Below are 21,672 nucleotides of genomic sequence, written 5' to 3' on the forward strand. Positions count from 1 at the left end.
GAGATGGACGCCGCTCGTCAGTTGTACGAGAGCCCCATGGCTTCGCGTACGTCGCGCATCGTTTCCGTGGCGAACCTGCGGGCCTTGTCGCAACCGTCGGCAACGATCGCGCGCAACAGCGACGGATCGTCCATGTACTTCTGCGCGCGCTCAAGCATGGGCTGCTGCTCGCGCAGAATGCCTTCGATCACCGGCTGTTTGCACTCCAGGCAACCAATGCCCGCCGTGCGGCAGCCCTTCTGCACCCATTCGTGGGTGGCTTCGTCCGTGTAGACCTGATGGAGCTGCCACACCGGGCACTTGTCGGGGTCGCCGGGATCGGTGCGACGCACGCGGGCCGGATCGGTCGGCATGGTGCGGACTTTCTTCGTGATGGTCTCCGCGTCTTCACGCAGGCCGATCATGTTGCCGTATGACTTCGACATTTTCTGGCCGTCGAGACCCGGCATGCGCGACGCTTCGGTCAACATGACCTGCGGCTCGACCAGAATGATCTTGCGCGAACCTTCGAGGTAGCCGAACAGACGCTCGCGGTCGTTCATCGACAGGCTCTGCGACTCCTGCAACATCGCGCGCGCCTGTTCGAGCGCCTCGTCGTCGCCTTCCTGCTGGTAGGCGTTGCGCAACTCGTGATAGAGCTTGGCGCGCTTGCCGCCGAGCTTCTTCGCGGCGTCGTTGGCCTTCTCTTCGAAGCCCGGTTCGCGGCCGTACAGATAGTTGAAACGGCGCGCGATTTCGCGCGTCATTTCGACGTGCGGCACCTGGTCTTCGCCGACCGGCACGAGCGAGCCGCGATACAACAAAATGTCCGCCGCCATCAGCACCGGATAGCCGAGGAAGCCGTAAGTGGACAGATCCTTGTCCTTCAGTTTCTCCTGCTGCTCCTTGTAGGTCGGCACACGTTCGAGCCAGCCGAGCGGCGTGCTCATGCCGAGCAGCAGCGCCAGTTCGGCGTGCTCCGGCACCTTGCTCTGAATGAACAGCGTGGCCTGCGCCGGATCGATGCCGGAGGCCAGCCAGTCGATCAGCACGTCCCAGACGTTTTTCTCGATCACTTCGGGCGTTTCGTAGTGCGTGGTCAGCGCGTGCCAGTCGACCACACAAAAGAAACACGGATACTCGGACTGCAGTCGCACCCAGTTTTTCAGCACGCCGTGATAGTGGCCGAGGTGCAACGACCCGGTGGGCCGCATGCCGGAGAAGATACGGTCTGGGAACATGGTTATCTAAAAAAGCGAAACGAGGGGAGTCAGAATGGCGGTGATCGCGCTGTAGCCGATCGTGACCAACGGGTTCAGCCAGTATCGCGTGAGCGTGCCCGTCATGACCAGCGCCATCACGATGAAAAACCCGTACGGTTCGAGGCGCGACAGCGTGATGGACTGCCGCGGCGGCAACAGCGCCATCAGCACGCGGCCGCCGTCGAGCGGCGGCAGCGGAAACAGGTTGAGCACGCCGAGCACCAGATTCACGCCGACGCCCGCGCCCGCCATGCGCGTGAAGAACGGCTCGTCCACGTTCATGACCGCGAGCGCGACGCCGAACAGCCCCCAGATTATTGCCTGCACGAAGTTGCAGGCCGGACCCGCCGCGGCGACCCACAGGCTGCCCCAGCGCGGATTGCGCAGATTGCCGAAGGCGACCGGCACCGGCTTGGCGTACCCGAACATGAACGCGCCGCTAGTGGCGAAGTACAGCAGCAAGGGAATCGCGATCGTGCCGAGCGGATCGATATGCCGCATCGGATTGACGGAGACGCGGCCAAGCACGTAGGCGGTATTGTCGCCGAGCCAGCGCGCGACGTAGCCATGGGCGGCTTCGTGCAGCGTGATGGCGAAAATCACCGGCAGCGCGTACACCGCAATGGTTTGTATCAGGGAAGAATCCATAGCTCGTTATTGTAACAACGCGATTGCGTGCGTCTGTCCGCTTTCACTCATGCCGTCTCTTCAAGGCCGAACGGCGCGAGAGAACCGCGCCCCGGCCGCACCAGCACCGGTTGCGCGCCGGTCAGATCGATCACCGTGGACGGCTCGCACACGCACGGACCGCTGTCGATCACCAGATCCAGTTGCTTCTCGAGGCGCTCGCGGATTTCCTCCGGGTCGTTCAACGGCTGGGTTTCGCCCGGCATGATCAGCGTCGAACCGAGCAGCGGCTGGCCGAGTTCTTCGAGAATCGCCAGCGTGATCGCGTGGTCCGGCACGCGCAGGCCGATGGTCTTGCGCGACGGATGCGACAGGCGCCGCGGCACTTCCTTGGTGGCTTGCAGGACGAACACGTACGGGCCCGGCGTCACCGATTTGATCAGCCGGTACTGGCGGTTGTCGACCATCGCGAAATTGGCGAGTTCCGACAGGTCGCGCACCAGCAGCGACAGCAATTGCTTCTCGTCGAGTCCGCGAATGCGCCGCAGACGCTCCACCGCGTCCTTGTCGTCCAGATGGCAGGCGAGCGCGTAGCTCGAGTCCGTCGGCAACGCGACCACGCCGCCATCGTTGATGATCTGCACGGCCTGCTTGACGAGGCGCGGCTGCGGGTTATCAGGATGAAGCCGAAAGTATTGGGACATGGCGACTAACGTTGGCTCACGGAGGGAAAGCGAATAGACGGCAAAGCGAGTTGCGGCTGAAGTGCGGCCGGAAGATCAGACGAAAGCGCGCGCTGCGGCCGTCTGAATTTCGCAATCGACGTGCCGCGACGGCACGGCGCGGTCACAGCCAGCGTTCCCAGACGGGTTTCAGATCAGCGGGCAGCGGCGGCAGCGTGCCGAGATCGACGCGGCCTTCGCCGGGTGCGTGGAAGTCGGACCCGCGCGACGCCTCGAAACCGAAACGGCGCGCGACATCGGCGTATTCGCGGTACTGGTCTGGCGTGTGGCTGCCCGTCACCACCTCGATCGCCTTGCCGCCGAGATCGATGAATTCGGCGAAAAATGCGTCGAATTCGACGGGCGAATAAGCGTAGCGGCCCGGATGCGCAATGATCGCTTCGCCGCCGGCGGCCTGGATCCAGCCGACCGCGTCGGCCAGTTTGGCCCAGCGGTGCGCCACGTAGCCCGATTTGCCGTCGCCGAGAAAGCGGGTGAACACGTCCTGCGTGGAACTGGCGTAGCCGCTGTCCACCATGAAGCGCGCGAAATGCGTGCGCGAAATCATGTCCGGATTCGACACGTATTTGAGTGCGCCCTGATAGGCGTCGGGAATGCCGAGCGTGGCGAGTTGCTCGCCGATCGCCTCTGCCCGCGCCGCGCGCCCATTGCGCGTGCGCGCGAGGCCGTCGATCAGGACCGAACTGGTCGGATCGATACCCAGCCCGACGATGTGCACCGTGCGCGATGCCCACGTGACCGAAATCTCGACGCCGCTCAGATAGTCCATGCCGAGCGATTCGGCGGTGCTTCGCGCTTCGTGCTGGCCGCCCAGTTCATCGTGATCGGTAAGCGCCCACAGCGTCACGCCGCCCGCATGCGCGCGGCGCGCGACGTCGGCCGGCGCGAACTGGCCGTCGGAAACGGTGGAATGACAGTGGAGGTCGGCGTTCATCGTTGTCTAGAAAAGGTTCTACGCTCATTTTACTGCAACGCAGTAAGCGGACGCAGAGCTATCTCACAACGAACGCCCGGAAGCGCACGCGCCGGAAATCCTCGAACTTTCCGAAGGCGCTACGCGCAGAATCCCTCGATCAACGCGGCCACCTGCTCCGGCTGGTCGTGATGCACCATGTGCCCCGCTCCGTCGATGATCTTCTCGCGCCAGTCCGGGAACGCCTGAAAGCGCGCCTTGAATTCGTCGAGCGGAATTTCGCCGGCAATCTGCGCGAGCGTCGGCGAGTTGGCCGCCTCCACATGCAACACCTTTGCGCTTACCTTGCGCCAGGTCGCCATCACTTCGTCGAGACGGTACAGGGCCGGGCCGCGCAGCTTGTGCGCGGGATCGGCGAGCAGCATGAAGCGCCCCTCGCCGTCCGGCTTCGACCAATGCTGCGCGAGAAACTGCGCGCGCTGCGGGTCGAGCCTCGGATTGGTCTTGATCAGGCGCGCGGCGACGTCGTCGAGCGACGCGTAGCGCTTCAATTGCGGCGGATCGCGCAATTCGTCGAGCCAGTTGCGCAGACGTTTAGGCGCTTGCGCCGAGTGCGACGGCGCAAGCCCGAAGCCTTCCAGATCGACCACCCGCCGCACCCGCTCCGGCCGCACGCCCGCATACACACAGGCGATGTTCGCCCCCATGCTGTGGCCGACCAGATTCACTTCGCCAGTCGACGCGTAGTGGTCGAGCAAGGCGTCGAGATCGGCCAGATAGTCCTGAATCCAGTAGTTGCCGCCGCCGTGCTCCGCCACCGGCCAGTCCGACAGGCCGAAGCCGCGCATATCCGGCGCCAGCACCTGCCAGTCGCCGCCCAGCGCATCGACGACGAACTGGAACGACGCGGCCACGTCCATCCAGCCGTGCAGCATGAAGAGCATCGGCGCATCCGGATTGCCCCACCGCCGCACATGCAGACGGATGCCGCGCACGGCGACGAATTCAGACTGGGAAGTGTTCATGAACGGCACGTCCAAAAAAAGAATGGTCGTTCGATTATAACGAGATAGCCCGCCGATGCGCGGGGCCGGATGGCGAAGGAAGTCTCAGTCGCCGGCGGACGGCGGCGCCGCTTCCTGCGCGTCGAGGCCCGCCACGGCGGCCAGCGCGGCCAGTTCGGCTTCGTCGAAACCGGCGTCGCGGCGCGCCTCGAAATTGAACGGACCGCGTAATTTCGGTGCGTGATACTGGTCGGCGAGGCGCGTGTAAGTCTCGTGAGGGTCGAGGCCGCCGGCGTCGCACAGATGGCGGAACCAGCGGTTGCCGATCAGCACGTGGCCGATTTCGTCGCGCAGGATCACGTCGAGAATCGCCGCCGACGCCTGATCGCCCGCCTGCAGCAGACGCGCGCGGATCGGCGGCGAGGCGTCCAGGCCGCGCGCTTCGAGCGTGCGCGGCACCAGCGCCATGCGTGCCAGCACGTCGCCGCGCGTACGCTCGCACATGTCCCACAGGCCGTCGTGGGCCGGAAAATCGCCGTAGACGTGGCCGTACTCCGTGAGGCGCGCGGTCAGCAGGGAGAAATGGTAGGCCTCTTCGGCGGCGACCTTGAGCCAGTCTGTGTAGAACTCGGCGGGCATGCCGGCGAAGCGCCAGACCGCGTCGAGCGCGAGGTTGATGGCGTTGAATTCTATGTGCGCGAGTGCGTGCAGCAGAACCGCGCGACCTTGTGGCGCTTGCATGCTGCGTCGCTTCAAACCGCGCGGATCGACCAGGTCGGGGCGCGCGGGACGGCCCGGCAGGCCGGACGGTTCGGCGAGTTCGGCGTGAGCGGCGCATGCCATGCTGCCGTCGAGCACCGCGGCGTATAGCGCGCGGGCCGCGGCGGCCTTGGCGGCTGGATCGGCTTCGCGCAATGCGGCGAGCGCTGCGGCGCGCGCGCAAGGGGCTTGGCGCGCGGCATCAGCGGCCGGTGAGTCAGGCGAAACGGACGGTGCGGACGGTGCGGCGGACATCATGGCAAACGGATCGACGAGGAAACAGCAAAGAAAGCCAAAAACGGCATGGCTAGCGGAACGACAAAATTCGTTGCATACGACGCGTCAGCATGCGGATGTCCAGCGAAGTCCGCACCGCAATTGCGTGAATGGCAAACTGGGCAGCGAAGCGGCCATCCAGCCAAGTCCGTACCGCAATTGCGCGAACGGCGGCCGCAGCAGCAAAACGGCCGTCCAGACGCGGCCGCGCCGCCATTGCGTGAACGTCAACTCGAACAGCCGGGCGGCCAGGCAATTTGGACACGGCCGGCGCCGCATCGGCGGGGGCCTCGGCCCCAAGGTCCGAAGCGAGCGCCCTGTGGCCGGACCAAGCGTCCCAACCACACAACCGTTTACAATACCCGATTCGACCATCCAACGCGCCCGATGCGCCGGCGAGGCGGGACAGCCCGGCAAGGCAAGACGTTCCGGCCAGTTCGGCGCCCTGGCCTGCGCACGTAGCGACCGATCAAGAGGAGACACCGTGACCATTTACAAGCTTGGCGAAGCCGCCCCAACCATCCATGAAAGCGTCTTTGTCGCGGATTCGGCGAGCATCATCGGCAACGTGACGCTCGGGGAGAACGCCAGCGTCTGGTTCGGCGCGACGATTCGCGGCGACAACGAGCCGATCACCATCGGCGCCGCCAGCAACGTGCAGGAAAACGCCGTGCTGCACACCGACCCCGGTTTTCCGCTCACGATCGAGCCAAACGTGACGATAGGCCATCAGGTCATGCTGCACGGTTGCACGATCAAGGAAGGATCGCTGATCGGAATTCAGGCCGTGGTCTTGAATGGAGCGGTAATCGGCCGCAACTGTCTGGTCGGAGCGGGCGCCATCGTCACCGAAGGCAAGGTATTTCCCGACAATTCGCTGATTCTCGGCGCGCCCGCCAAGGTGGTGCGCGAACTGACCGAGACGGATATCGCCAACATGCAGCGCGGCGCGGCAGTCTATGCCGAGCGCCGCGAATATTACAAGGCGCAGCTCGTGCGCATCGGCTAACCAGCCGGAGCGCGCGGCGCGCACGGCGCGGCATCACGCTGCGTCATCTGACCGAGGAAAAGTTGTGAGCGACCAGTTGCAAAAATTCATGTTCAGCGCGGCGCCGGTGCGCGGCGAGATCGTTTCCTTGCGCAATACGTGGCAGGAAGTGCTGACGCGCCGCGACTATCCGGCGCCGGTGCGCACGGTTCTGGGCGAAATGATGGCGGCGTGCGCGCTGCTGTCGGCGAATCTCAAGTTCGACGGCACGCTCATCATGCAGATTTTCGGCGACGGCCCGGTCAAGATGCTGGTGGTGCAGTGCGGCTCCGATCTGTCGATGCGCGCAACCGCCAAGCTGTCCGGCGAAGCCGCCAACGTGGTCGGCGAGACGACCAGCATGGTCGACCTGCTCAACGCGAGCGGCCACGGCCGCTGCGTGATCACGCTCGACCCGGCCAGCAAGCAGCCCGGTCAGCAGCCGTATCAAAGTATCGTGCCGTTGTCGGGCGTGGACGGCCCCCTCAACTCGATGGCCGAAGTGCTCGAGCATTACATGCATCACTCGGAGCAACTCGACACGCGGCTGTGGCTCGCGGCGAACACCGAGCGCGCGGTCGGCATGCTGCTGCAAAAGTTGCCGGGCGACGGCGGGATCGTGCCCCATCCGGGCGATCTGGACGCGGATACGTGGGAGCGCGTCTGCACGCTCGGCGGCACGATGTCGCAAGACGAACTGCTGAAGGAAGAGCCGGAAACCATCTTCCGGCGCCTCTTCTGGCAGGAAAACGTCCAGCATTTCGAACCGGCCACGGCGCGCTTCGAGTGCACGTGTTCGCGCGAAAAAGTCGGCGGCATGCTGAAAATGCTGGGCCGCGAGGAAGTCGACGGCGTGCTCGAAGAGCGCGGCCATGTCGAGATTCATTGCGAGTTCTGCAACCAGCGTTACGAGTTCGATCCGGTCGACGTGGCGCAACTTTTCGTCGCCGAAGCGCTCTCACAAGGCGTGACGCCCGCGGCTGAACAGCGGCACTAAACGAGTCGCCATTCGGCGCGCTTTTCACGTGCGCGGAACGGCGGTTCGTCACACCTGTATCACGGCAGTAAAAATACCGCGCCGCCCGCTGCCTTTTCAGGGCCCGGGCGGCGCAGTATCTTTGATCATTGCGTTGAATCATTGGCGGTGCGCGCGGCGCATGATTTGCTTAGGCATCCGACCGATGGAGATCGAACATGAACCACCCTACTTCGTTGATTCCGTTGCTGCGCCGTGCGCGCACGGTCGCTGTGCTGGCTGTTTTGATCGGGAGTGGCGCGCTGGCGGGCTGCATGATGGATCCGCCGGGCCCGTCGCCGATTTATAGCCGGCTGCCCGCCGACCAGTCGGGTGTGGCCGCCACCGCCCAACCGCTGACGCCTGAAGAACGCCAGCGCTATGACGCGATCGACCGTCAGGTGATGGCCGAACAGAATCAGGCGATTGCGGCCGATAACGCGGCGCAGGCGTGGTCGCGCTACTACACGCCGCCTGTCACCGTATACGGTAGCTATTACGGCGGTGGTTGGGGACACGGCTGGGGTACGGGTGTCGGCGTCGGTTACGGGTCGTATTGGGGCTGGTGAGCGGCGGCAATCGCGACTCGGCGCGCCGCGGCGCGAGACCAAAGAAAAAGGCACGGTTCTCACCGTGCCTTTTTTGTCCTTCGTACCAAGTGAAGCTCTGCGCTACGGCAAAGCTCAGTGCGCAGGCTTCTTGTCTTTCGCAGCCGCTGCCTTACCACCATGCTTGCGATCCGGCTTCGCGCGCGACTCCGGATTCGGCACCACATGCAGCGGCGCCGCCGACATCTCACCCCGCGTCGAAGTGGTAACCGAAGGCGTGTTCGCCGACGGCAACGGCGCGTTCGGCGACACGAACTGCACGAACACTTCGCCGTCCTTCACCATGCCCATTTCATAACGCGCGCGCTCTTCGACAGCGGCCGTGCCGTTCTGCAAATCCTGCACTTCGCCTTGAATGCGTTCGTTGCGCAGTTTCGAATCGGCGTTCTTTTGCACCTGCTGCGCCAGTTGCTGCTGCAACTCGTGCACGCGCAACCAACCGCCGTGCCCCCACCAGAGCGGGTACTGGATCAGCGCCAGTAGAACGATCAGGACAGCAGTGACAAGCCGCATGAAGTAAGCACAATAAATACACGCCGCCCTGCGCTATACGCAGGGCGGCGGGGTCAATCAGAAACGAAGGATAACCGGCTCATCGGTCAGCGCTTGCAAACCAGCCATTAGCGCAGATTGTAGAACGCCGACTTGCCCGGGTAGCTGGCGATATCACCGAGGTCTTCTTCGATGCGCAGCAACTGGTTGTACTTCGAGATGCGGTCCGAGCGCGACAGCGAACCCGTCTTGATCTGACCGGCATTCAGGCCGACCGCGATATCCGCGATGGTCGAATCTTCGGTTTCGCCCGAACGGTGCGAGATCACTGCGGTGTAGCCCGCGCGCTTGGCCATTTCGATCGCCGCGAAGGTTTCCGTGAGCGTACCGATCTGGTTGATCTTGATCAGGATCGAGTTGGCGATGCCCTTCTCGATGCCTTCCTTCAGGATGCGCGTGTTGGTGACGAACAGGTCGTCGCCCACCAGTTGCACCTTCTTGCCGAGCTTGTCGGTCAGTGTCTTCCAGCCGGCCCAGTCGCTTTCGTGCATGCCGTCTTCGATCGACACGATCGGGAACTTGTCGGCCAGATTCGCGAGGTAGTCCGCGAATTCGGTCGACGACAGTTGCAGGCCTTCGCCGGCCAGTTGGTACTTGCCGTCGTGGTAGAACTCGCTGGCTGCGCAGTCGAGTGCGAGCAGCACGTCTTCACCGGCGCGGTAGCCGGCTTTCTCGATGGCTTGCAGGATGGTCGACAGGCACTCGTCGTTACTGCCGAAGTTCGGCGCGAAGCCGCCTTCGTCGCCGACGGCCGTGCTCATGCCGCGATCCGACAGGATCTTCTTCAGCGCGTGGAACACTTCGGCGCCGCAGCGCAGTGCTTCGCGGAAGGTCGGCTGGCTAACCGGCACGATCATGAATTCCTGGATGTCCAGGCTATTGTTGGCGTGCGCACCGCCGTTGACGATGTTCATCATCGGCACCGGCAGTTGCATCGCGCCCGAGCCGCCGAAGTAGCGGTACAGCGGCAGGCCGGCTTCTTCAGCGGCAGCCTTCGCGACGGCCATCGAGACAGCCAGCATCGCGTTCGCGCCGAGGCGCGACTTGTTGTCCGTGCCGTCGAGTTCCAGCAGGGTCTTGTCGAGGAAAGCCTGTTCGGAAGCGTCGAGGCCCATGATCGCTTCGGAGATTTCGGTGTTGATGTGCTCGACGGCCTTCAGCACGCCCTTACCGCCGTAACGGCCGGTTTCGCCGTCGCGCAATTCGATTGCTTCACGCGAACCCGTCGACGCGCCCGACGGCACCGCAGCGCGGCCCATCGTGCCCGACTCGAGCAGCACGTCGCATTCGACGGTGGGGTTGCCTCGCGAATCGAGAATCTCTCGACCGATGATATCTACGATAGCACTCATGGTTTCCTCAAGAAATGACGTTGAATTCTTTACTTTGACACCGCAGTGGACGCTACAGCCGGTCTCCCCGGCAGACAACTCTTGCACCACTGCGTTCGACGACCATTGGCTGCCTTCGCCGCGTGCCGACAACCGTGCCGATTATGCGCACCGATCGTGACACGCGATGAACGCCTGAATCAGTTGAAATCGCTTTCGAGAAACGGTGCGCGCTTGACGGCCTGATCGAGCGTAACCAGCGTCTCGAGCAGATCGGCCATGCGATGCAGCGGCACGGCGTTCGGACCGTCCGACTTGGCTTCAGCCGGATTCGGGTGAGTCTCCATGAAGAGACCCGCGACGCCCACGGCAACCGCGGCACGCGCCAGCACCGGCACGAATTCGCGCTGACCGCCCGAGCTCGTACCCTGTCCGCCCGGCAACTGCACCGAGTGGGTGGCGTCGAACACGATTGGCGCATTGGTTTCGCGCATGATCGCGAGCGAACGCATGTCCGACACGAGGTTGTTATAGCCGAACGACACGCCGCGCTCGCACGCCATGAAACGGTCTTCCGACAGACCCGCTTCACGCGCGGCATCGCGCGCCTTGTCGATCACGTTCTTCATGTCGCCCGGTGCGAGAAACTGGCCTTTCTTGATGTTGACCGGTTTGCCCGAACGCGCGCAAGCGTGAATGAAGTCCGTTTGGCGGCACAGGAAAGCCGGCGTTTGCAACACGTCGACCACCGAGGCGACCTGCTCGATCTCGTGCTCGGCGTGAACGTCGGTCAGCACCGGCAGACCGAGCTGACGCTTCACTTCCGACAGAATCCGCAAACCTTCGTCCATGCCCAGACCGCGAAACGACTTGCCGCTGCTGCGGTTGGCCTTGTCGTACGACGATTTGTAGATGAACGGAATGTTCAGCTTCGCGCAGATTTCCTTGAGCCGGCCGGCTGTGTCGATCGTCATCTGTTCGGATTCGACGACACAGGTGCCTGCGATCAGGAAAAACGGCTTGTCGAGCCCGATTTCGAAATCGCCCAGTTTCATGCTTTCTCCCCGACTGCGACCGGCGTGCTCGCCTCGTGATGCGCGAGCGCCGCTTCGACGAACGACTTGAACAGCGGATGCCCGTCGCGCGGCGTGGACGTGAATTCCGGGTGGAACTGCACGCCGACGAACCACGGGTGCATGCTGCGCGGCAATTCCATCATTTCCGGCAGATCTTCGCTCGGAGTACGGGCGCTGATGATAAGGCCGCCGGCTTCGAGTTGGGGCACGAAGCGGTTATTGACTTCATAACGGTGGCGGTGACGTTCGTTCACGTCCTTGCCATAAATCTCTTCGGCCATGGTGCCGGGCTTGATCGGGCAGCGTTGCGAACCGAGGCGCATCGTGCCGCCCAGATCCGACTCTTCCGTGCGCTTCTCGACGCGGCCTTCGCGGTCGTACCACTCGGTGATCAGCGCGACCACGCGGTTCGGCGTTTCCTGATCGAACTCGGTGCTGTTCGCGTCTTTCAGACCGACCACGTCGCGGGCGAATTCGATCACGGCGAGTTGCATGCCGAGGCAGATGCCGAGATACGGCACCTTCGCTTCGCGCGCATAGCGGATCGCGGCGATCTTGCCTTCGGTGCCGCGACGGCCGAAGCCGCCCGGCACGAGGACGGCGTCCAGATGCTTGAGGCTCTCGACGCCTTGCGTCTCGACTTCTTCCGAATCGATGTATTCGATGTTGACCTTGGTCGACGTATGCATCGACGCATGGCGCAGCGCTTCGATCAGCGACTTGTACGACTCGGTCAGATCGACATACTTGCCGACCATGCCGATCGTGACTTCGTGCTTCGGATGCTCCAGCTTCTCGACCAGATCTGACCACATGGACAGATCCGCGGCCTTCGGCGTGAGCTTGAGCTCTTCGCAAATGATTGCGTCCAGACCTTGATCGTGCAGCATTTGCGGAATCTTGTAGATGCTGTCCGCGTCCCACACGGAGATCACGGCGTCTTCCGGCACGTTCGAGAACATGGAGATCTTGGCGCGCTCGTCGTCCGGAATGCGGCGGTCGGCGCGGCACAGCAGCACGTGCGGCGAAATACCGATTTCACGCAGCTTCTGCACGCTGTGCTGCGTGGGCTTGGTCTTCAGTTCGCCGGCGGTGGCGACCCAGGGCACCAGCGTGAGGTGCACGAAGCACGCGCTGTTGCGGCCCATGCGCAGGCTCATCTGACGCGCGGCCTCGAGGAACGGCAGCGATTCGATGTCGCCCACGGTGCCGCCCACTTCGACGATGGCGACGTCCGGCTCACCGCACGTCGCGGAAGCCGCGCCGCGTTCGATGAACGCCTGGATTTCATTCGTGATGTGCGGGATGACCTGCACCGTCTTGCCGAGATAATCGCCGCGGCGTTCCTTGCGGATCACCGATTCGTAAATCTGGCCCGTGGTGAAGTTATTGGCCTTGCGCATCTTCGTGCTGATGAAGCGCTCATAGTGGCCGAGGTCGAGGTCGGTCTCCGCTCCGTCTTCCGTCACGAACACTTCGCCGTGTTGAAACGGACTCATCGTGCCGGGGTCGACATTGATGTAGGGATCGAGCTTGAGGAGGGTGACTTTAAGACCGCGCGATTCGAGGATCGCGGCGAGGGAAGCGGCGGCAATACCCTTGCCGAGGGAAGACACTACGCCGCCGGTGACGAAAACATATTTGGTCATCGCTGGATGCTCGCGGGAAAAACGGATTATACCGTAAAGCAGGGCCCCGACCCCAGCAAAATCCTGGCGGCATCCACACGTGCGCGCGCCGCGACGGCGGCCGTTGCCGCGCGTGGATCATGCACCGTTTCTGGCGGCGCGTGCCGGCGCGGCGCGCTATGGCCGGCGTCGCGGCGCATGGCTGATGCTGCTGCCGTCGCCGTCCGCGCTCACGTCCGCGCTGATGTCCGCGCTAATGTCCGCGCTAATGTCCGCGCTAATGTCCGCGCGTGCGTTCGCGTCAGCCGCGCTGCTCCAGTTCATGCAACATGCTTTGCACCGCGCGCGCGGTTTCGACGGGTTTTTCCATCGGGTAAAGGTGACTGCCCTCGATCCATTCCACATGGCCGCCGGTCACGCGGCGGGTGGCGTCGAGACCGGCCTGGCGGATTTCCTTCGAACGCGTGCCGGCGATGAAGCCCACCGGCACCGGCGCGCCCCGGGCGAGCCGCGAGCCGAGCGTGTGCGGCAAGGTCTTATAGATCTGATATTCGGTACGACGGTCGAAGGCCAGCGAGCGCGAGCCGTCGGGCGAAGTCTGCGGAATGCCGAAGTCGATGTAGTCGGACAGCATGCGCTCGTCCCAGCGCGCGAACGCCGGCTTCGAATGGAAATGGCGCCACGCTTCGTCGCGGCTCGCCCATTGCGTGCGACGCGTGCGGGTGGCGGCCGCGGGCGAGAGCCGCTCGTCGAGGCCGGTCCATTGCGACACGCGCAGCATGCTGCTGCGCCAGCCGGCGATCACCGGCGAATCGAGCATTACCACGCCCCTCACCCACTGCGGCTTTTTGAGCGCGGCCATCAGCGACAGATAGCCGCCGAGCGAATGTCCCACCAGCCACACCGGCTGCTCGTACGTTCTGCGGATGTCGTCGAGCAACTGTTCGACCAGATGCGGCCAGTCCTGCGTCACCGGAAAGCGCGCGTCGTGGCCGATCCGCTCGATGGAGCGCAGCTCGTAGTCGTCGGCGAGTTCGGCAAAGATCGTGCGATAGGTCGACGCCGGAAAGCCGTTCGCGTGCGAGAAGTGAATGATGTTTTTCAACTGCGGCTGTCTCCGTTCTGTTCTTGCGTGCGGGTCGTGGCACGCACCTGCCGTGCAGTCAACACGCCCGGCGCGCGTTTCTTCTATCTATGCGGCCGGCGATTCACCAATTGACCGGTCAGCGATCCATCCAGTAGCGGCGCTGCGTGTCGCGATAGCGCTCGAGCGTGACCGCGGCGCTGCTGCCCGCGGCGTGACTTGTCTCGCCGCCCGGGTTCACCTCGACGCGTACCGCACCGTCCGCATCGCTGCGCCCGAGCTCGATCCGCCGCGCCTTGTAGCGCTCGAACACACCCGCATTCGGATGATGAAAACGGTTGCGATAGCCTACCTGAAATAGCGCGATGAGCGGATCGATAGAGTCGAGGAACGGCTCGGTCGACGAAGTCTTGCTGCCGTGATGCGGCACGACCAGCACCTGCGCGCGCAACGCCCCGCGATCGCGCGCGAGCAGAACGCGTTCGACGGGCGCCTCGATGTCCGCCGTCAGCAAGGCCGTCATGCGCGGCGGTTCTGTTTCGGTACGTCTGATCGACGAGCTTGGGGCGGCGGGCACAGCGCTGACCCGCAGCACGCAGCAATGCGCATTCGGCTTGCCTTGCAGCGGACCGGCGTCCGGCCAGAGCATCGCGAACTCGACGCCGTCCCACCGCCAGCGCTGACCCGCCGCGCACGGCAGCGTGTCGGCGCCGCGTTGCCGCGCGTTCGACCACAGCGCATTCGACGGCGCCAATGCCGCCACCATTTGATGCACCTCGATCGCGTCCAGCACGGCGGGCGCACCGCCCGAATGATCGGAGTCGGCGTGGCTCACGATCAACGTATCGAGCGCCGTCACGCCACGCGCCTGTAAAAACGGCACGACCACCCGCTCGCCCGCGTGAGTCGACTCCGGCCCCGGTCCGGTATCGAACAGCAAAGTGTGATGCGCCGTTTCGACCAGCACCGAGGTGCCTTGACCGACGTCCAGCGCGGTCAACCGGAAACTGCCGTGCGGCGGTCCGGACGGCGCGGGTAACAACAACGGCAGCCAGGTCAGCGGCGCGGCCCAGCGCAGCGGCCAGCCGCGCGGCGCCAAACACCAGAGCACGCCGACTGCCGCCGCGGCCAGCGTCCACGCATCCGGTTGGGGCAGACGCCAGAGCGCCCAGGCGGGGCCGGATAGCGCTTGCAAGCCCACGGCCAGCAAGTCCAGCAAAGCGTGTGCGCCATGCCATGCGTAGGCGTCGAGTGGCGCGGGCAACGCGACGCCCGCAAGCACCGCCGGCGTGACCAGCAGGCTCACCCACGGAATCGCGAAAGCATTTGCGAGCGGGCCGATCAGCGGAATCTGCGCGAACCAGTAGACGGTCAACGGCGCGAGCGCGATCGTCACGGCGAACTGCACCTGCGCAGCGCTGCGCAACCTTGCCCCGGCATCGCGCATACGGCGGCGCAAGACGAAACCCAGCCTCGACAGCCGGGTCGCCGCCTCGCCGTCTTCGGCTGTTTCGTCGCGGTGCTGTTCGTGATCCTGCACATGCGGCCGCCCCGACATGGCGAACAGAATCGCCGCCACCGCGCAGAACGACAACCAGAATCCCGCCGACACGACCGCCCACGGATCGACCACCAGCACGAGCCCCAAGGCCCACGCAAGCATCGCCGAGCGCGGCACATTGCGCCCGCCGATAAACGCGAGCGCGACGACCCCTGCCATCCACAGCGCGCGCTGCGCCGGCACATTGAAGCCGGCCAACGCGGCATGCAGCGCGGCGAACAGCGCGCCGCCCGTCACCGCGACGACTTGTGCCGGCAGCCGCAACGGCCAGTTGCGGCCGATCCATCCCGAGCGCCGCCAGAACGCTCCCGCCAGCCAACCCGCGAGGCCCGCGACGAAACCGATATGCAGCCCCGAAATCGCCACCAGATGACTCGTGCCCGTGCCGCGCATCAGCAGCCAATCCGCGGCGCTGACTTCGTCCTGTGCGCCGATGGCGAGCGCCACGACGATTCCGCGATGCGGCGCGTCGGCGAGCACCGCGTCGATCCGTTCGCGCAGAGCGGCACGCCAGCGGTCCACCGTCACGCCGACCCCGCGCGCCCTGCCAGGCAATCGCACAGCATGAGCCGGCGCGCTCACATAACCTGTGGCGCGCACGTTGCGTGCGAGCAAAGTCGCTTCAGCATCGCGCACGCCGAAATTGGCATTGCCATGCGGACGTTTAAGCCGCGCGGCCAGCCGCCAGCGTGAGCCTGGCTCTAGCAAAGGCGGCGGCGCATCTTCGGCGATCCATGAGAGCTGGATCACGCGAGGGAAAGCGTCGATTGGCACTTCGGCTGATTCGACGTCGAATAGAAAACGCGCGCCGTTTTCATCGCGTGACGGCAAGCCTTTGATACTGCCGACGACCTCGATATCGCGCCCTTCCCACGCGTTCGGCAAGCTCACCGCAAGGCGCATGTCCGCGCGTATGGCTGCGTACCCGAAGCCCGCGCACATTGCCGCGCACCACACGGCGCTCCAGCCCACGAAGGAACGCACGCGACGGCTGAAGCGGATGCGATGTACGAGCGACGCGAGGGTCGTCGCACACGCGTGCTGCCGATCCCCGGGCGCCACCGTTAGCCTTGTCGAGGCCGCAGCTCGCGGCACGGTTGTTCCGACCTCAGCATCACTTTCCGCTATAGGCGCAGCTCCACCTGCATTGGTAGTTCCGGCCTCAGCCGAAACCGTAGCTGCGCGAGCCATCGCATGATCCGCACTGGCCGCCGCGCGGCTATCCTCGCCCAAACCCCACGCCGCCGCCACGACCGCAGCACAAGCGAGCATCACCAACCCGCACAACGCCGTCCAATCCGGTAACACCGCCTGCCGTTGCAGCCCGATCACGCCCAACGCAAATCCACACCACCATGCCCGCATCCGCCCTCCGCCTGCAATCGCCGGACGACGGAACACTCGACGCGCAGGCGTCAGCGAGCCCGCCGGGCGTGGGTATCGCCCGGCGCGAACCACTCAGACCATCGAGTTCAATTATGCAGAGGAAAGAGCCAGCCGCGGCAGCGCGGCGAGCGCGTTAGCCGTTGTGCCTAGGGCGGCTTCGTCGGCGGCCATGCCGCGCAGTTGCGCGAGGCCCGCGCCGATCGCGGGAATCTGCTCGGGCGTGTTGCGCTGCTTGTAGATCCACGACGGCGCGATATCCGGCGCGTCGGTTTCGACGACCAGCGCGTCGAACGGCAATTGCTCGGCGAGACGGCGAATTTGCCGCGCGCGCTCGAAAGTCAGATTGCCGCCGAAGCCGAGATGCATGCCCTGATCGATATACGCCTGAGCCTGCTGAAAACTGCCGTTGAACGCATGCGCGATGCCGCGATGAATCTGATGCCGCCGCAGTCCCTTGATCACCTGATCCTGCGATTTGCGCACATGGCAGATCACCGGCAGATCGAATTCGCGTGCGAGCTGCAACTGGCCGTTGTAGAAGAACTGCTGGCGCGCGTCGTCGAGACCTTCGACGAAATAATCGAGTCCGATCTCGCCGATGCCGACGAACAGCGGATCGTCGAGACTCGCCTCGATTTCCATGCGCAGCAGATCGAGATCGCTGTCTTGCGCGCCCGGCGTGAACAACGGATGAATACCGAGCGCATACGCGCCGCCGTCAACCCGCTGCGCCAAGTCACGCACCGCCGCGAAATTCTGCCGGCCGATCGCCGGAATCACGATTCGCCCCACACCCGCGCGGCGCGCTGCCGCCGCGACTTGCGCGCGGTCGGCGTCGAATTCCGATGCGTCGAGATGACAGTGCGTATCGATCCACATCACAGACCTCGTTGGCGGCGCGGCGTCTATGCCGAATGGCCGGCCGGTTAAACCGGCACCGGCGGCTCTTCGTGCAGCACGCCGTCGCGCAGCCGCACGATGCGGTCGCAACGTCCCGCGAGTTCGGGATCGTGGGTGACGATCACGAAGCTCGTGTCGAGCGTTTGCGACAGTTCGAGCATCAGGTTGAACACGGTGTCGGCGGTGCCGCCGTCGAGATTGCCGGTCGGTTCGTCGGCCAGCACGCAGGCGGGCTTCGTCACCAGCGCGCGCGCAATCGCGACGCGCTGACGCTCGCCGCCCGATAACTCGCCCGGACGATGCTTCGCGCGATGCCCCATGCCGACGCGCTCCAGCACCGCGAGCGCTTCGCGGCGCGACGCTTCGGTCGTCATGCGGCGGATCCGCAGCGGCATCGCGACGTTATCGAGCGCGGTGAACTCCGGCAGCAGATGGTGGAACTGATACACGAAACCCAGCGCGCGATTGCGCAGGTCGTTGCGTTCGCGCTCGGAGAGCTTGGTGAAGGGCTTACCCATCACCGAGACATGGCCGGCGCTCGGATCGTCGAGGCCGCCGAGCACGTGTAGCAGCGTGCTCTTGCCGGAGCCCGACGCGCCGACGATCGCCAGCTTCTCGCCGCGCCGCACGCTCAGCTCCGTGTTGTTGAGCACCGTCACGTTCAGACCGCCCTGCACGAACGACTTGGAAATGCCGGTTGCTTCCAGCACGTAGGGATGCGGCACGGTGTCGGAAGAAGCCATGGATAAGTTAGCGGAACGGTCATTCATAGCGTAGTGCCTCCGCCGGACGGACTTTGGCACCACGCCAGCTCGGGTACAACGTGGCCAGCGCGGACATCACGAAGGCGATGACGCCGATTCGCGCGACGTCGGCCGGCACCAGTTCGGACGGCAGTTCGCTGATGAAATACACCGACGGCGGCAGGAACTGCACGCCGAGCGTATGTTCGATCATCGGCACGAGCCACGGAATGCTCCACGCGATCAGGCAACCGAGCGCGACGCCGGTGGCCGTGCCGATAAAACCGATCGTCACGCCCTGCACCACGAAAATCTTCATGATCGAACCAGGCTGCGCGCCGAGCGTGCGCAGAATCGCGATGTCGGCCTGCTTGTTGGTCACCGTCATCACGAGCGACGACACCAGATTGAACGCCGCCACCGCGATGATCAGCGTGAGGATGATGAACATCATGCGTTTTTCGATCTGCACCGCGGAGAACCAGGTCTTGTTCTGCTGCGTCCAGTCGCGAATGTATAGATCGCCGGACAGGGTGCGGGCAAGCTGATGCGCGACTTCCGGCGCGCGCTGCATGTCGGTCAGGCGCAGTCGCACGCCGGTCGGCGCGGGCAGCCGGAACAGCGCCTGCGCGTCCTTGATGTTGATCAGCGCGAGCGTGCTGTCGTATTCGTAGTGACCCGACTCGAAGATGCCCACCACCGTGAACTGTTTTAGCCGCGGCAGCATGCCGGCCGGTGTGATGGTGCCTTCCGGCGCGACCAGCGTGATCTTGTCGTTGACCGTCACGCCGAGAGCGGTGGCGAGGTCGGCGCCCAGCACGATGCCGAAGTCGCCCGGCACCAGCGCATTCAGACTGCCGCCTTTCATCTCCTTACCGATATCGGACACCTGCGGCTCCAGCGAAGGCTCGACACCGCGCAGCGCCACCCCGCTCACCGCGTCCTGGCGCGTGAGCAGCGCCTGGGCTTCGACATACGGCGCCGCGCCGATCACTTCCTTGTTCTGGCGGGCTTCTTTGGCGGTCAGCTCCCAGTTGGGCATCGAGCCGGTCGGCGAAAAGATCTCGACGTGCGCGAGCACCGACAGCATGCGGTCGCGCACTTCTTTCTGAAAACCGTTCATCACGGACAACACGACGATCAGCGCCGCGACGCCGAGCGCGATGCCCGACATCGACACGAGCGCGATGAAAGAGATGAAGCCGTTACCGGTCGTGCGTTTGCCGGCGCGGGTGTAGCGCCAGCCAATCTGCCATTCGTAGGGAAATTTCAAGCGAATCCTTTTCTGCGTTCTTCGGCTTTGTGCCGCGCACGGAGGCGTGAAGCGCCTTTCGTGCGGCCCGAGCGTCGTGATTGTTGGTGTCGCCGCGACGCGGATGGTTCCGGTGCGGCGCGCCGTTGCATAGCAATGCGCGCGCCACCGCGGTCCGCGGCCGCCTGGAAGGTGGCTCCTGTCGTCGCCGCCATTGCCGCCATCACCAATCAAGCGCGAAGTTTGCCATACAATGCGGCCCGCTCGCGCAAAGGCAGCGTGGACCGGGACCTCGAACAGAAACGCTGGCCGCATGAGGCCGCGTCGGCTCGGCGGCGGCTCCTGAATCGGCGCCGCGTCACCGTGCGCCGGGTCCGGGCGCTGTGCGGGTTTCGTCTAACGGAGGTTGTAACGCTCGCGCAGCTCGTTGATGATGCCCGCGGCGGCGCTGTTGGCGATCCCGGCCACGTCGGCGTCCTTGCGGTCGCGGTGCAGATGACTGATGTCCCAGTTGCAGCCTGTTTCGTCGTCCACGGTCTCGTGGAAGCCGGTCGGGATCCAGCCGGCCGTGGCCGGATTCGCATCGAGCGCCTTGACGACCAGTGCTAGCAATTCCTGCTCGGTTTTGAGTTCACGCGACATGCCGGTCTCCTCGTCATGTGCGCGGTGCCGCCGCGCGCGGCTGTTGCTCCGGCGGCCGGCCGGCGGCGGACTTGAAGGTCCGCTGCCGCCGAGCTTCGTCGAGCGGGTGCTGATGGTCGGAATACTCGCACTCTTTGCCCTACAATGCGCAGCATCATGCTCGCCAACCGTCTCCATTTTCTCCTGCCCTTCGCGCTGCCCGCCGCAGCGGACGCCTCCACCGCCCTTCACGACATCCGCAGTCCGGCCCTCGACCGGCTGATCGCGCGCGCGTCGCTGGTGGAGCGCGTGGTCGGCGAAGACTTTCAGCGCACGCTGCCGCACGAGCGTTGGGTGGCGCGCCAGTTCGGCGCGCTGCCGAGCGGCGCGGCCGCCGCCGACGAAGCGCCGCTCGCGCCCTACATGCTGCGCGCCGACGGCGGCGAACCCGGCACCGCGACATGGGCCTGCGTGCAGCCGGTGCACGTGCGGATCGCGCACGATCATCTGGTGCTGATCGACCCGGCCTCGCTCGACTTGTCCGACGAAGAAGCCGGCGCGCTGCTCGCGGTCGCGCGGCCGTTGATCGAGGAGCTCGGCGTGCGTATCGAAGCGCCGCGGCCCGCGCGCTGGTATCTGTCGGGCGACGGCTTCGGCACGCTCGCAGGCGCGTCGCCGTTGCGCGCGAGCGGGCGCAACATCGAAATCTGGCTGCCGCACGAGGCGCATTCTGGCGAGCGCTCGCGCGCGTGGATGAAGCTGCAGAACGAAGTGCAGATGGCGTGGTTCGAGCACCCGGTCAACGAAGCGCGCGAGGCGCGCGGCCTGCCTGCCGTCAACTCGATCTGGTTCCACGCGCAGGGCGCGGTCCAGCCGGTACGCAGTCCGTTCGCACGCGTGTTCTCCGATGCAGCCGCAACGCGCGGTCTCGCGATGACCGCGGGCGTCGCGGCGGCTGCGCCACCGGCGTCGTTTACGGCACTGCGGGCGGCTGGCGCTGCGCGCGGCGCGTCCGAACTCAACGCCGACGCCAAAGCAAACACGAACACGAGCGGGCCCACGCTGGTCGAACTCGATCCGTTCTCCGCGCCCTACATCGAACAGGACTGGGCGCGCTGGAACGACGCCTTCGCCGCATTGCAAACTGACTGGTTCGAGCCTGCGCTCGCCGCGCTGCAATCCGGCGATCTCGCCGAACTCGGCCTGACCTTGTGCGGCGACACCGGCTCGGTGACGCTGTCGGTCACGCGCGGCGATCTGCGCAAATTCTGGCGGCGGCGCGTGCTCGCCTCGCTCTTCATCGAATGATCGATTGCATGACTCAA

At 64.9% G+C, this 21,672-nt stretch carries 20 protein-coding genes; 4 read left to right on the forward strand and 16 right to left on the reverse strand.

The window, feature by feature from the left end; translation table 11 throughout:
* Positions 1–17 precede the first annotated feature (17 nt).
* The 6 genes from PQR54_RS05320 to PQR54_RS05345 all read right to left on the reverse strand — a co-directional run bounded on the left by PQR54_RS05320 (position 18) and on the right by PQR54_RS05345 (position 5,545).
* Entirely contained in the window at positions 18–1,220 is a 1,203-nt protein-coding gene (locus PQR54_RS05320; RefSeq protein ID WP_408244389.1) for a tryptophan--tRNA ligase, read from the reverse strand.
* Between the two features lie 6 nt (positions 1,221–1,226).
* The gene (locus PQR54_RS05325; protein WP_408244390.1) at positions 1,227–1,889 is read right to left on the reverse strand and encodes a site-2 protease family protein; all 663 of its coding nucleotides are present in this window, start codon (positions 1,887–1,889) and stop codon (positions 1,227–1,229) included.
* 47 nt (positions 1,890–1,936) lie between these two features.
* Complete coding sequence (locus PQR54_RS05330) at positions 1,937–2,572, reverse strand: L-threonylcarbamoyladenylate synthase (RefSeq protein ID WP_408244391.1); 636 nt, start codon at positions 2,570–2,572, stop codon at positions 1,937–1,939.
* A gap of 142 nt (positions 2,573–2,714) precedes the next feature.
* The gene (locus PQR54_RS05335; protein WP_408244392.1) at positions 2,715–3,545 is read right to left on the reverse strand and encodes a 3',5'-nucleoside bisphosphate phosphatase; all 831 of its coding nucleotides are present in this window, start codon (positions 3,543–3,545) and stop codon (positions 2,715–2,717) included.
* A 119-nt stretch (positions 3,546–3,664) separates the two neighbouring features.
* Positions 3,665–4,549 (reverse strand): alpha/beta fold hydrolase, encoded by an 885-nt coding sequence (locus tag PQR54_RS05340; protein ID WP_408244393.1) that lies wholly within the window; start codon positions 4,547–4,549, stop codon positions 3,665–3,667.
* Between the two features lie 84 nt (positions 4,550–4,633).
* Complete coding sequence (locus tag PQR54_RS05345) at positions 4,634–5,545, reverse strand: ferritin-like domain-containing protein (protein ID WP_408244394.1); 912 nt, start codon at positions 5,543–5,545, stop codon at positions 4,634–4,636.
* A 502-nt stretch (positions 5,546–6,047) separates the two neighbouring features.
* Here PQR54_RS05345 and PQR54_RS05350 point away from each other — a divergent pair.
* The 3 genes from PQR54_RS05350 (at position 6,048) to PQR54_RS05360 (ending at position 8,174) form a co-directional block, all read left to right on the forward strand.
* The gene (locus PQR54_RS05350; protein ID WP_408244992.1) at positions 6,048–6,572 is read left to right on the forward strand and encodes a gamma carbonic anhydrase family protein; all 525 of its coding nucleotides are present in this window, start codon (positions 6,048–6,050) and stop codon (positions 6,570–6,572) included.
* Positions 6,573–6,636: 64 nt separating this feature from the next.
* The gene (gene hslO / locus PQR54_RS05355; protein ID WP_408244395.1) at positions 6,637–7,587 is read left to right on the forward strand and encodes an Hsp33 family molecular chaperone HslO; all 951 of its coding nucleotides are present in this window, start codon (positions 6,637–6,639) and stop codon (positions 7,585–7,587) included.
* A gap of 197 nt (positions 7,588–7,784) precedes the next feature.
* Positions 7,785–8,174 carry a hypothetical protein gene (locus tag PQR54_RS05360; protein ID WP_408244396.1) on the forward strand — a complete coding sequence of 130 codons (390 nt, stop codon included), beginning with the start codon at positions 7,785–7,787 and terminating at the stop codon, positions 8,172–8,174.
* A 114-nt stretch (positions 8,175–8,288) separates the two neighbouring features.
* On the opposite strand, the gene ftsB is transcribed toward PQR54_RS05360, so the two are convergent.
* The 10 genes from ftsB to PQR54_RS05410 all read right to left on the reverse strand — a co-directional run bounded on the left by ftsB (position 8,289) and on the right by PQR54_RS05410 (position 20,545).
* Positions 8,289–8,726: a cell division protein FtsB gene (ftsB, locus tag PQR54_RS05365; protein WP_106313445.1), complete on the reverse strand. Its 438-nt coding sequence runs from the start codon at positions 8,724–8,726 to the stop codon at positions 8,289–8,291.
* Between the two features lie 107 nt (positions 8,727–8,833).
* A complete protein-coding gene (eno, locus tag PQR54_RS05370; RefSeq protein ID WP_012433549.1) occupies positions 8,834–10,117 on the reverse strand; it encodes a phosphopyruvate hydratase in 1,284 nt (427 codons plus the stop codon).
* A 179-nt stretch (positions 10,118–10,296) separates the two neighbouring features.
* A complete protein-coding gene (gene kdsA / locus PQR54_RS05375; RefSeq protein ID WP_408244397.1) occupies positions 10,297–11,151 on the reverse strand; it encodes a 3-deoxy-8-phosphooctulonate synthase in 855 nt (284 codons plus the stop codon).
* Positions 11,148–12,821 carry a CTP synthase gene (pyrG, locus tag PQR54_RS05380; RefSeq protein WP_408244398.1) on the reverse strand — a complete coding sequence of 558 codons (1,674 nt, stop codon included), beginning with the start codon at positions 12,819–12,821 and terminating at the stop codon, positions 11,148–11,150. Before pyrG ends, kdsA begins: the two co-directional genes overlap by 4 nt.
* Positions 12,822–13,101: 280 nt before the next feature.
* Entirely contained in the window at positions 13,102–13,905 is an 804-nt protein-coding gene (locus PQR54_RS05385; protein WP_408244399.1) for an alpha/beta fold hydrolase, read from the reverse strand.
* Between the two features lie 118 nt (positions 13,906–14,023).
* Positions 14,024–16,810, reverse strand: coding sequence for a DNA internalization-related competence protein ComEC/Rec2 (locus PQR54_RS05390; RefSeq protein ID WP_408244400.1), 2,787 nt, complete (start codon positions 16,808–16,810; stop codon positions 14,024–14,026).
* A 111-nt stretch (positions 16,811–16,921) separates the two neighbouring features.
* Positions 16,922–17,710 carry a TatD family hydrolase gene (locus PQR54_RS05395; protein WP_408244401.1) on the reverse strand — a complete coding sequence of 263 codons (789 nt, stop codon included), beginning with the start codon at positions 17,708–17,710 and terminating at the stop codon, positions 16,922–16,924.
* A gap of 47 nt (positions 17,711–17,757) precedes the next feature.
* Positions 17,758–18,501, reverse strand: coding sequence for a lipoprotein-releasing ABC transporter ATP-binding protein LolD (gene lolD / locus PQR54_RS05400; RefSeq protein ID WP_408244402.1), 744 nt, complete (start codon positions 18,499–18,501; stop codon positions 17,758–17,760).
* Positions 18,494–19,747: a lipoprotein-releasing ABC transporter permease subunit gene (locus tag PQR54_RS05405; protein WP_408244403.1), complete on the reverse strand. Its 1,254-nt coding sequence runs from the start codon at positions 19,745–19,747 to the stop codon at positions 18,494–18,496. Before PQR54_RS05405 ends, lolD begins: the two co-directional genes overlap by 8 nt.
* Before the next feature lie 375 nt (positions 19,748–20,122).
* A complete protein-coding gene (locus PQR54_RS05410; protein WP_408245021.1) occupies positions 20,123–20,545 on the reverse strand; it encodes a hypothetical protein in 423 nt (140 codons plus the stop codon).
* Here PQR54_RS05410 and PQR54_RS05415 point away from each other — a divergent pair.
* The gene (locus tag PQR54_RS05415) at positions 20,513–21,655 is read left to right on the forward strand and encodes a regulator (protein WP_408244404.1); all 1,143 of its coding nucleotides are present in this window, start codon (positions 20,513–20,515) and stop codon (positions 21,653–21,655) included. The two genes, PQR54_RS05410 and PQR54_RS05415, sit on opposite strands and share 33 nt — an antisense overlap.
* Positions 21,656–21,672: the final 17 nt, after the last annotated feature.

The organism is Paraburkholderia phytofirmans (assembly GCF_046028095.1).
In the GTDB taxonomy this organism is placed as follows: Bacteria; Pseudomonadota; Gammaproteobacteria; order Burkholderiales; family Burkholderiaceae; genus Paraburkholderia; species Paraburkholderia phytofirmans_A.

Bases quoted from the DNA above. Each gene is read 5' to 3' on its own strand.
- PQR54_RS05415 (WP_408244404.1), top strand. From the start codon at position 20,513: ATGCGCAGCATCATGCTCGCCAACCGTCTCCATTTTCTCCTGCCCTTC.
- kdsA (WP_408244397.1), bottom strand. From the start codon at position 11,151: ATGAAACTGGGCGATTTCGAAATCGGGCTCGACAAGCCGTTTTTCCTG.
- PQR54_RS05320 (WP_408244389.1), bottom strand. From the start codon at position 1,220: ATGTTCCCAGACCGTATCTTCTCCGGCATGCGGCCCACCGGGTCGTTG.
- PQR54_RS05335 (WP_408244392.1), bottom strand. From the start codon at position 3,545: ATGAACGCCGACCTCCACTGTCATTCCACCGTTTCCGACGGCCAGTTC.
- eno (WP_012433549.1), bottom strand. From the start codon at position 10,117: ATGAGTGCTATCGTAGATATCATCGGTCGAGAGATTCTCGATTCGCGA.
- PQR54_RS05345 (WP_408244394.1), bottom strand. From the start codon at position 5,545: ATGATGTCCGCCGCACCGTCCGCACCGTCCGTTTCGCCTGACTCACCG.
- PQR54_RS05330 (WP_408244391.1), bottom strand. From the start codon at position 2,572: ATGTCCCAATACTTTCGGCTTCATCCTGATAACCCGCAGCCGCGCCTC.
- PQR54_RS05325 (WP_408244390.1), bottom strand. From the start codon at position 1,889: ATGGATTCTTCCCTGATACAAACCATTGCGGTGTACGCGCTGCCGGTG.
- PQR54_RS05390 (WP_408244400.1), bottom strand. From the start codon at position 16,810: ATGCGGGCATGGTGGTGTGGATTTGCGTTGGGCGTGATCGGGCTGCAA.
- PQR54_RS05410 (WP_408245021.1), bottom strand. From the start codon at position 20,545: ATGGAGACGGTTGGCGAGCATGATGCTGCGCATTGTAGGGCAAAGAGT.
- lolD (WP_408244402.1), bottom strand. From the start codon at position 18,501: ATGAATGACCGTTCCGCTAACTTATCCATGGCTTCTTCCGACACCGTG.
- PQR54_RS05395 (WP_408244401.1), bottom strand. From the start codon at position 17,710: ATGTGGATCGATACGCACTGTCATCTCGACGCATCGGAATTCGACGCC.
- PQR54_RS05340 (WP_408244393.1), bottom strand. From the start codon at position 4,549: ATGAACACTTCCCAGTCTGAATTCGTCGCCGTGCGCGGCATCCGTCTG.
- PQR54_RS05360 (WP_408244396.1), top strand. From the start codon at position 7,785: ATGAACCACCCTACTTCGTTGATTCCGTTGCTGCGCCGTGCGCGCACG.
- pyrG (WP_408244398.1), bottom strand. From the start codon at position 12,821: ATGACCAAATATGTTTTCGTCACCGGCGGCGTAGTGTCTTCCCTCGGC.
- ftsB (WP_106313445.1), bottom strand. From the start codon at position 8,726: ATGCGGCTTGTCACTGCTGTCCTGATCGTTCTACTGGCGCTGATCCAG.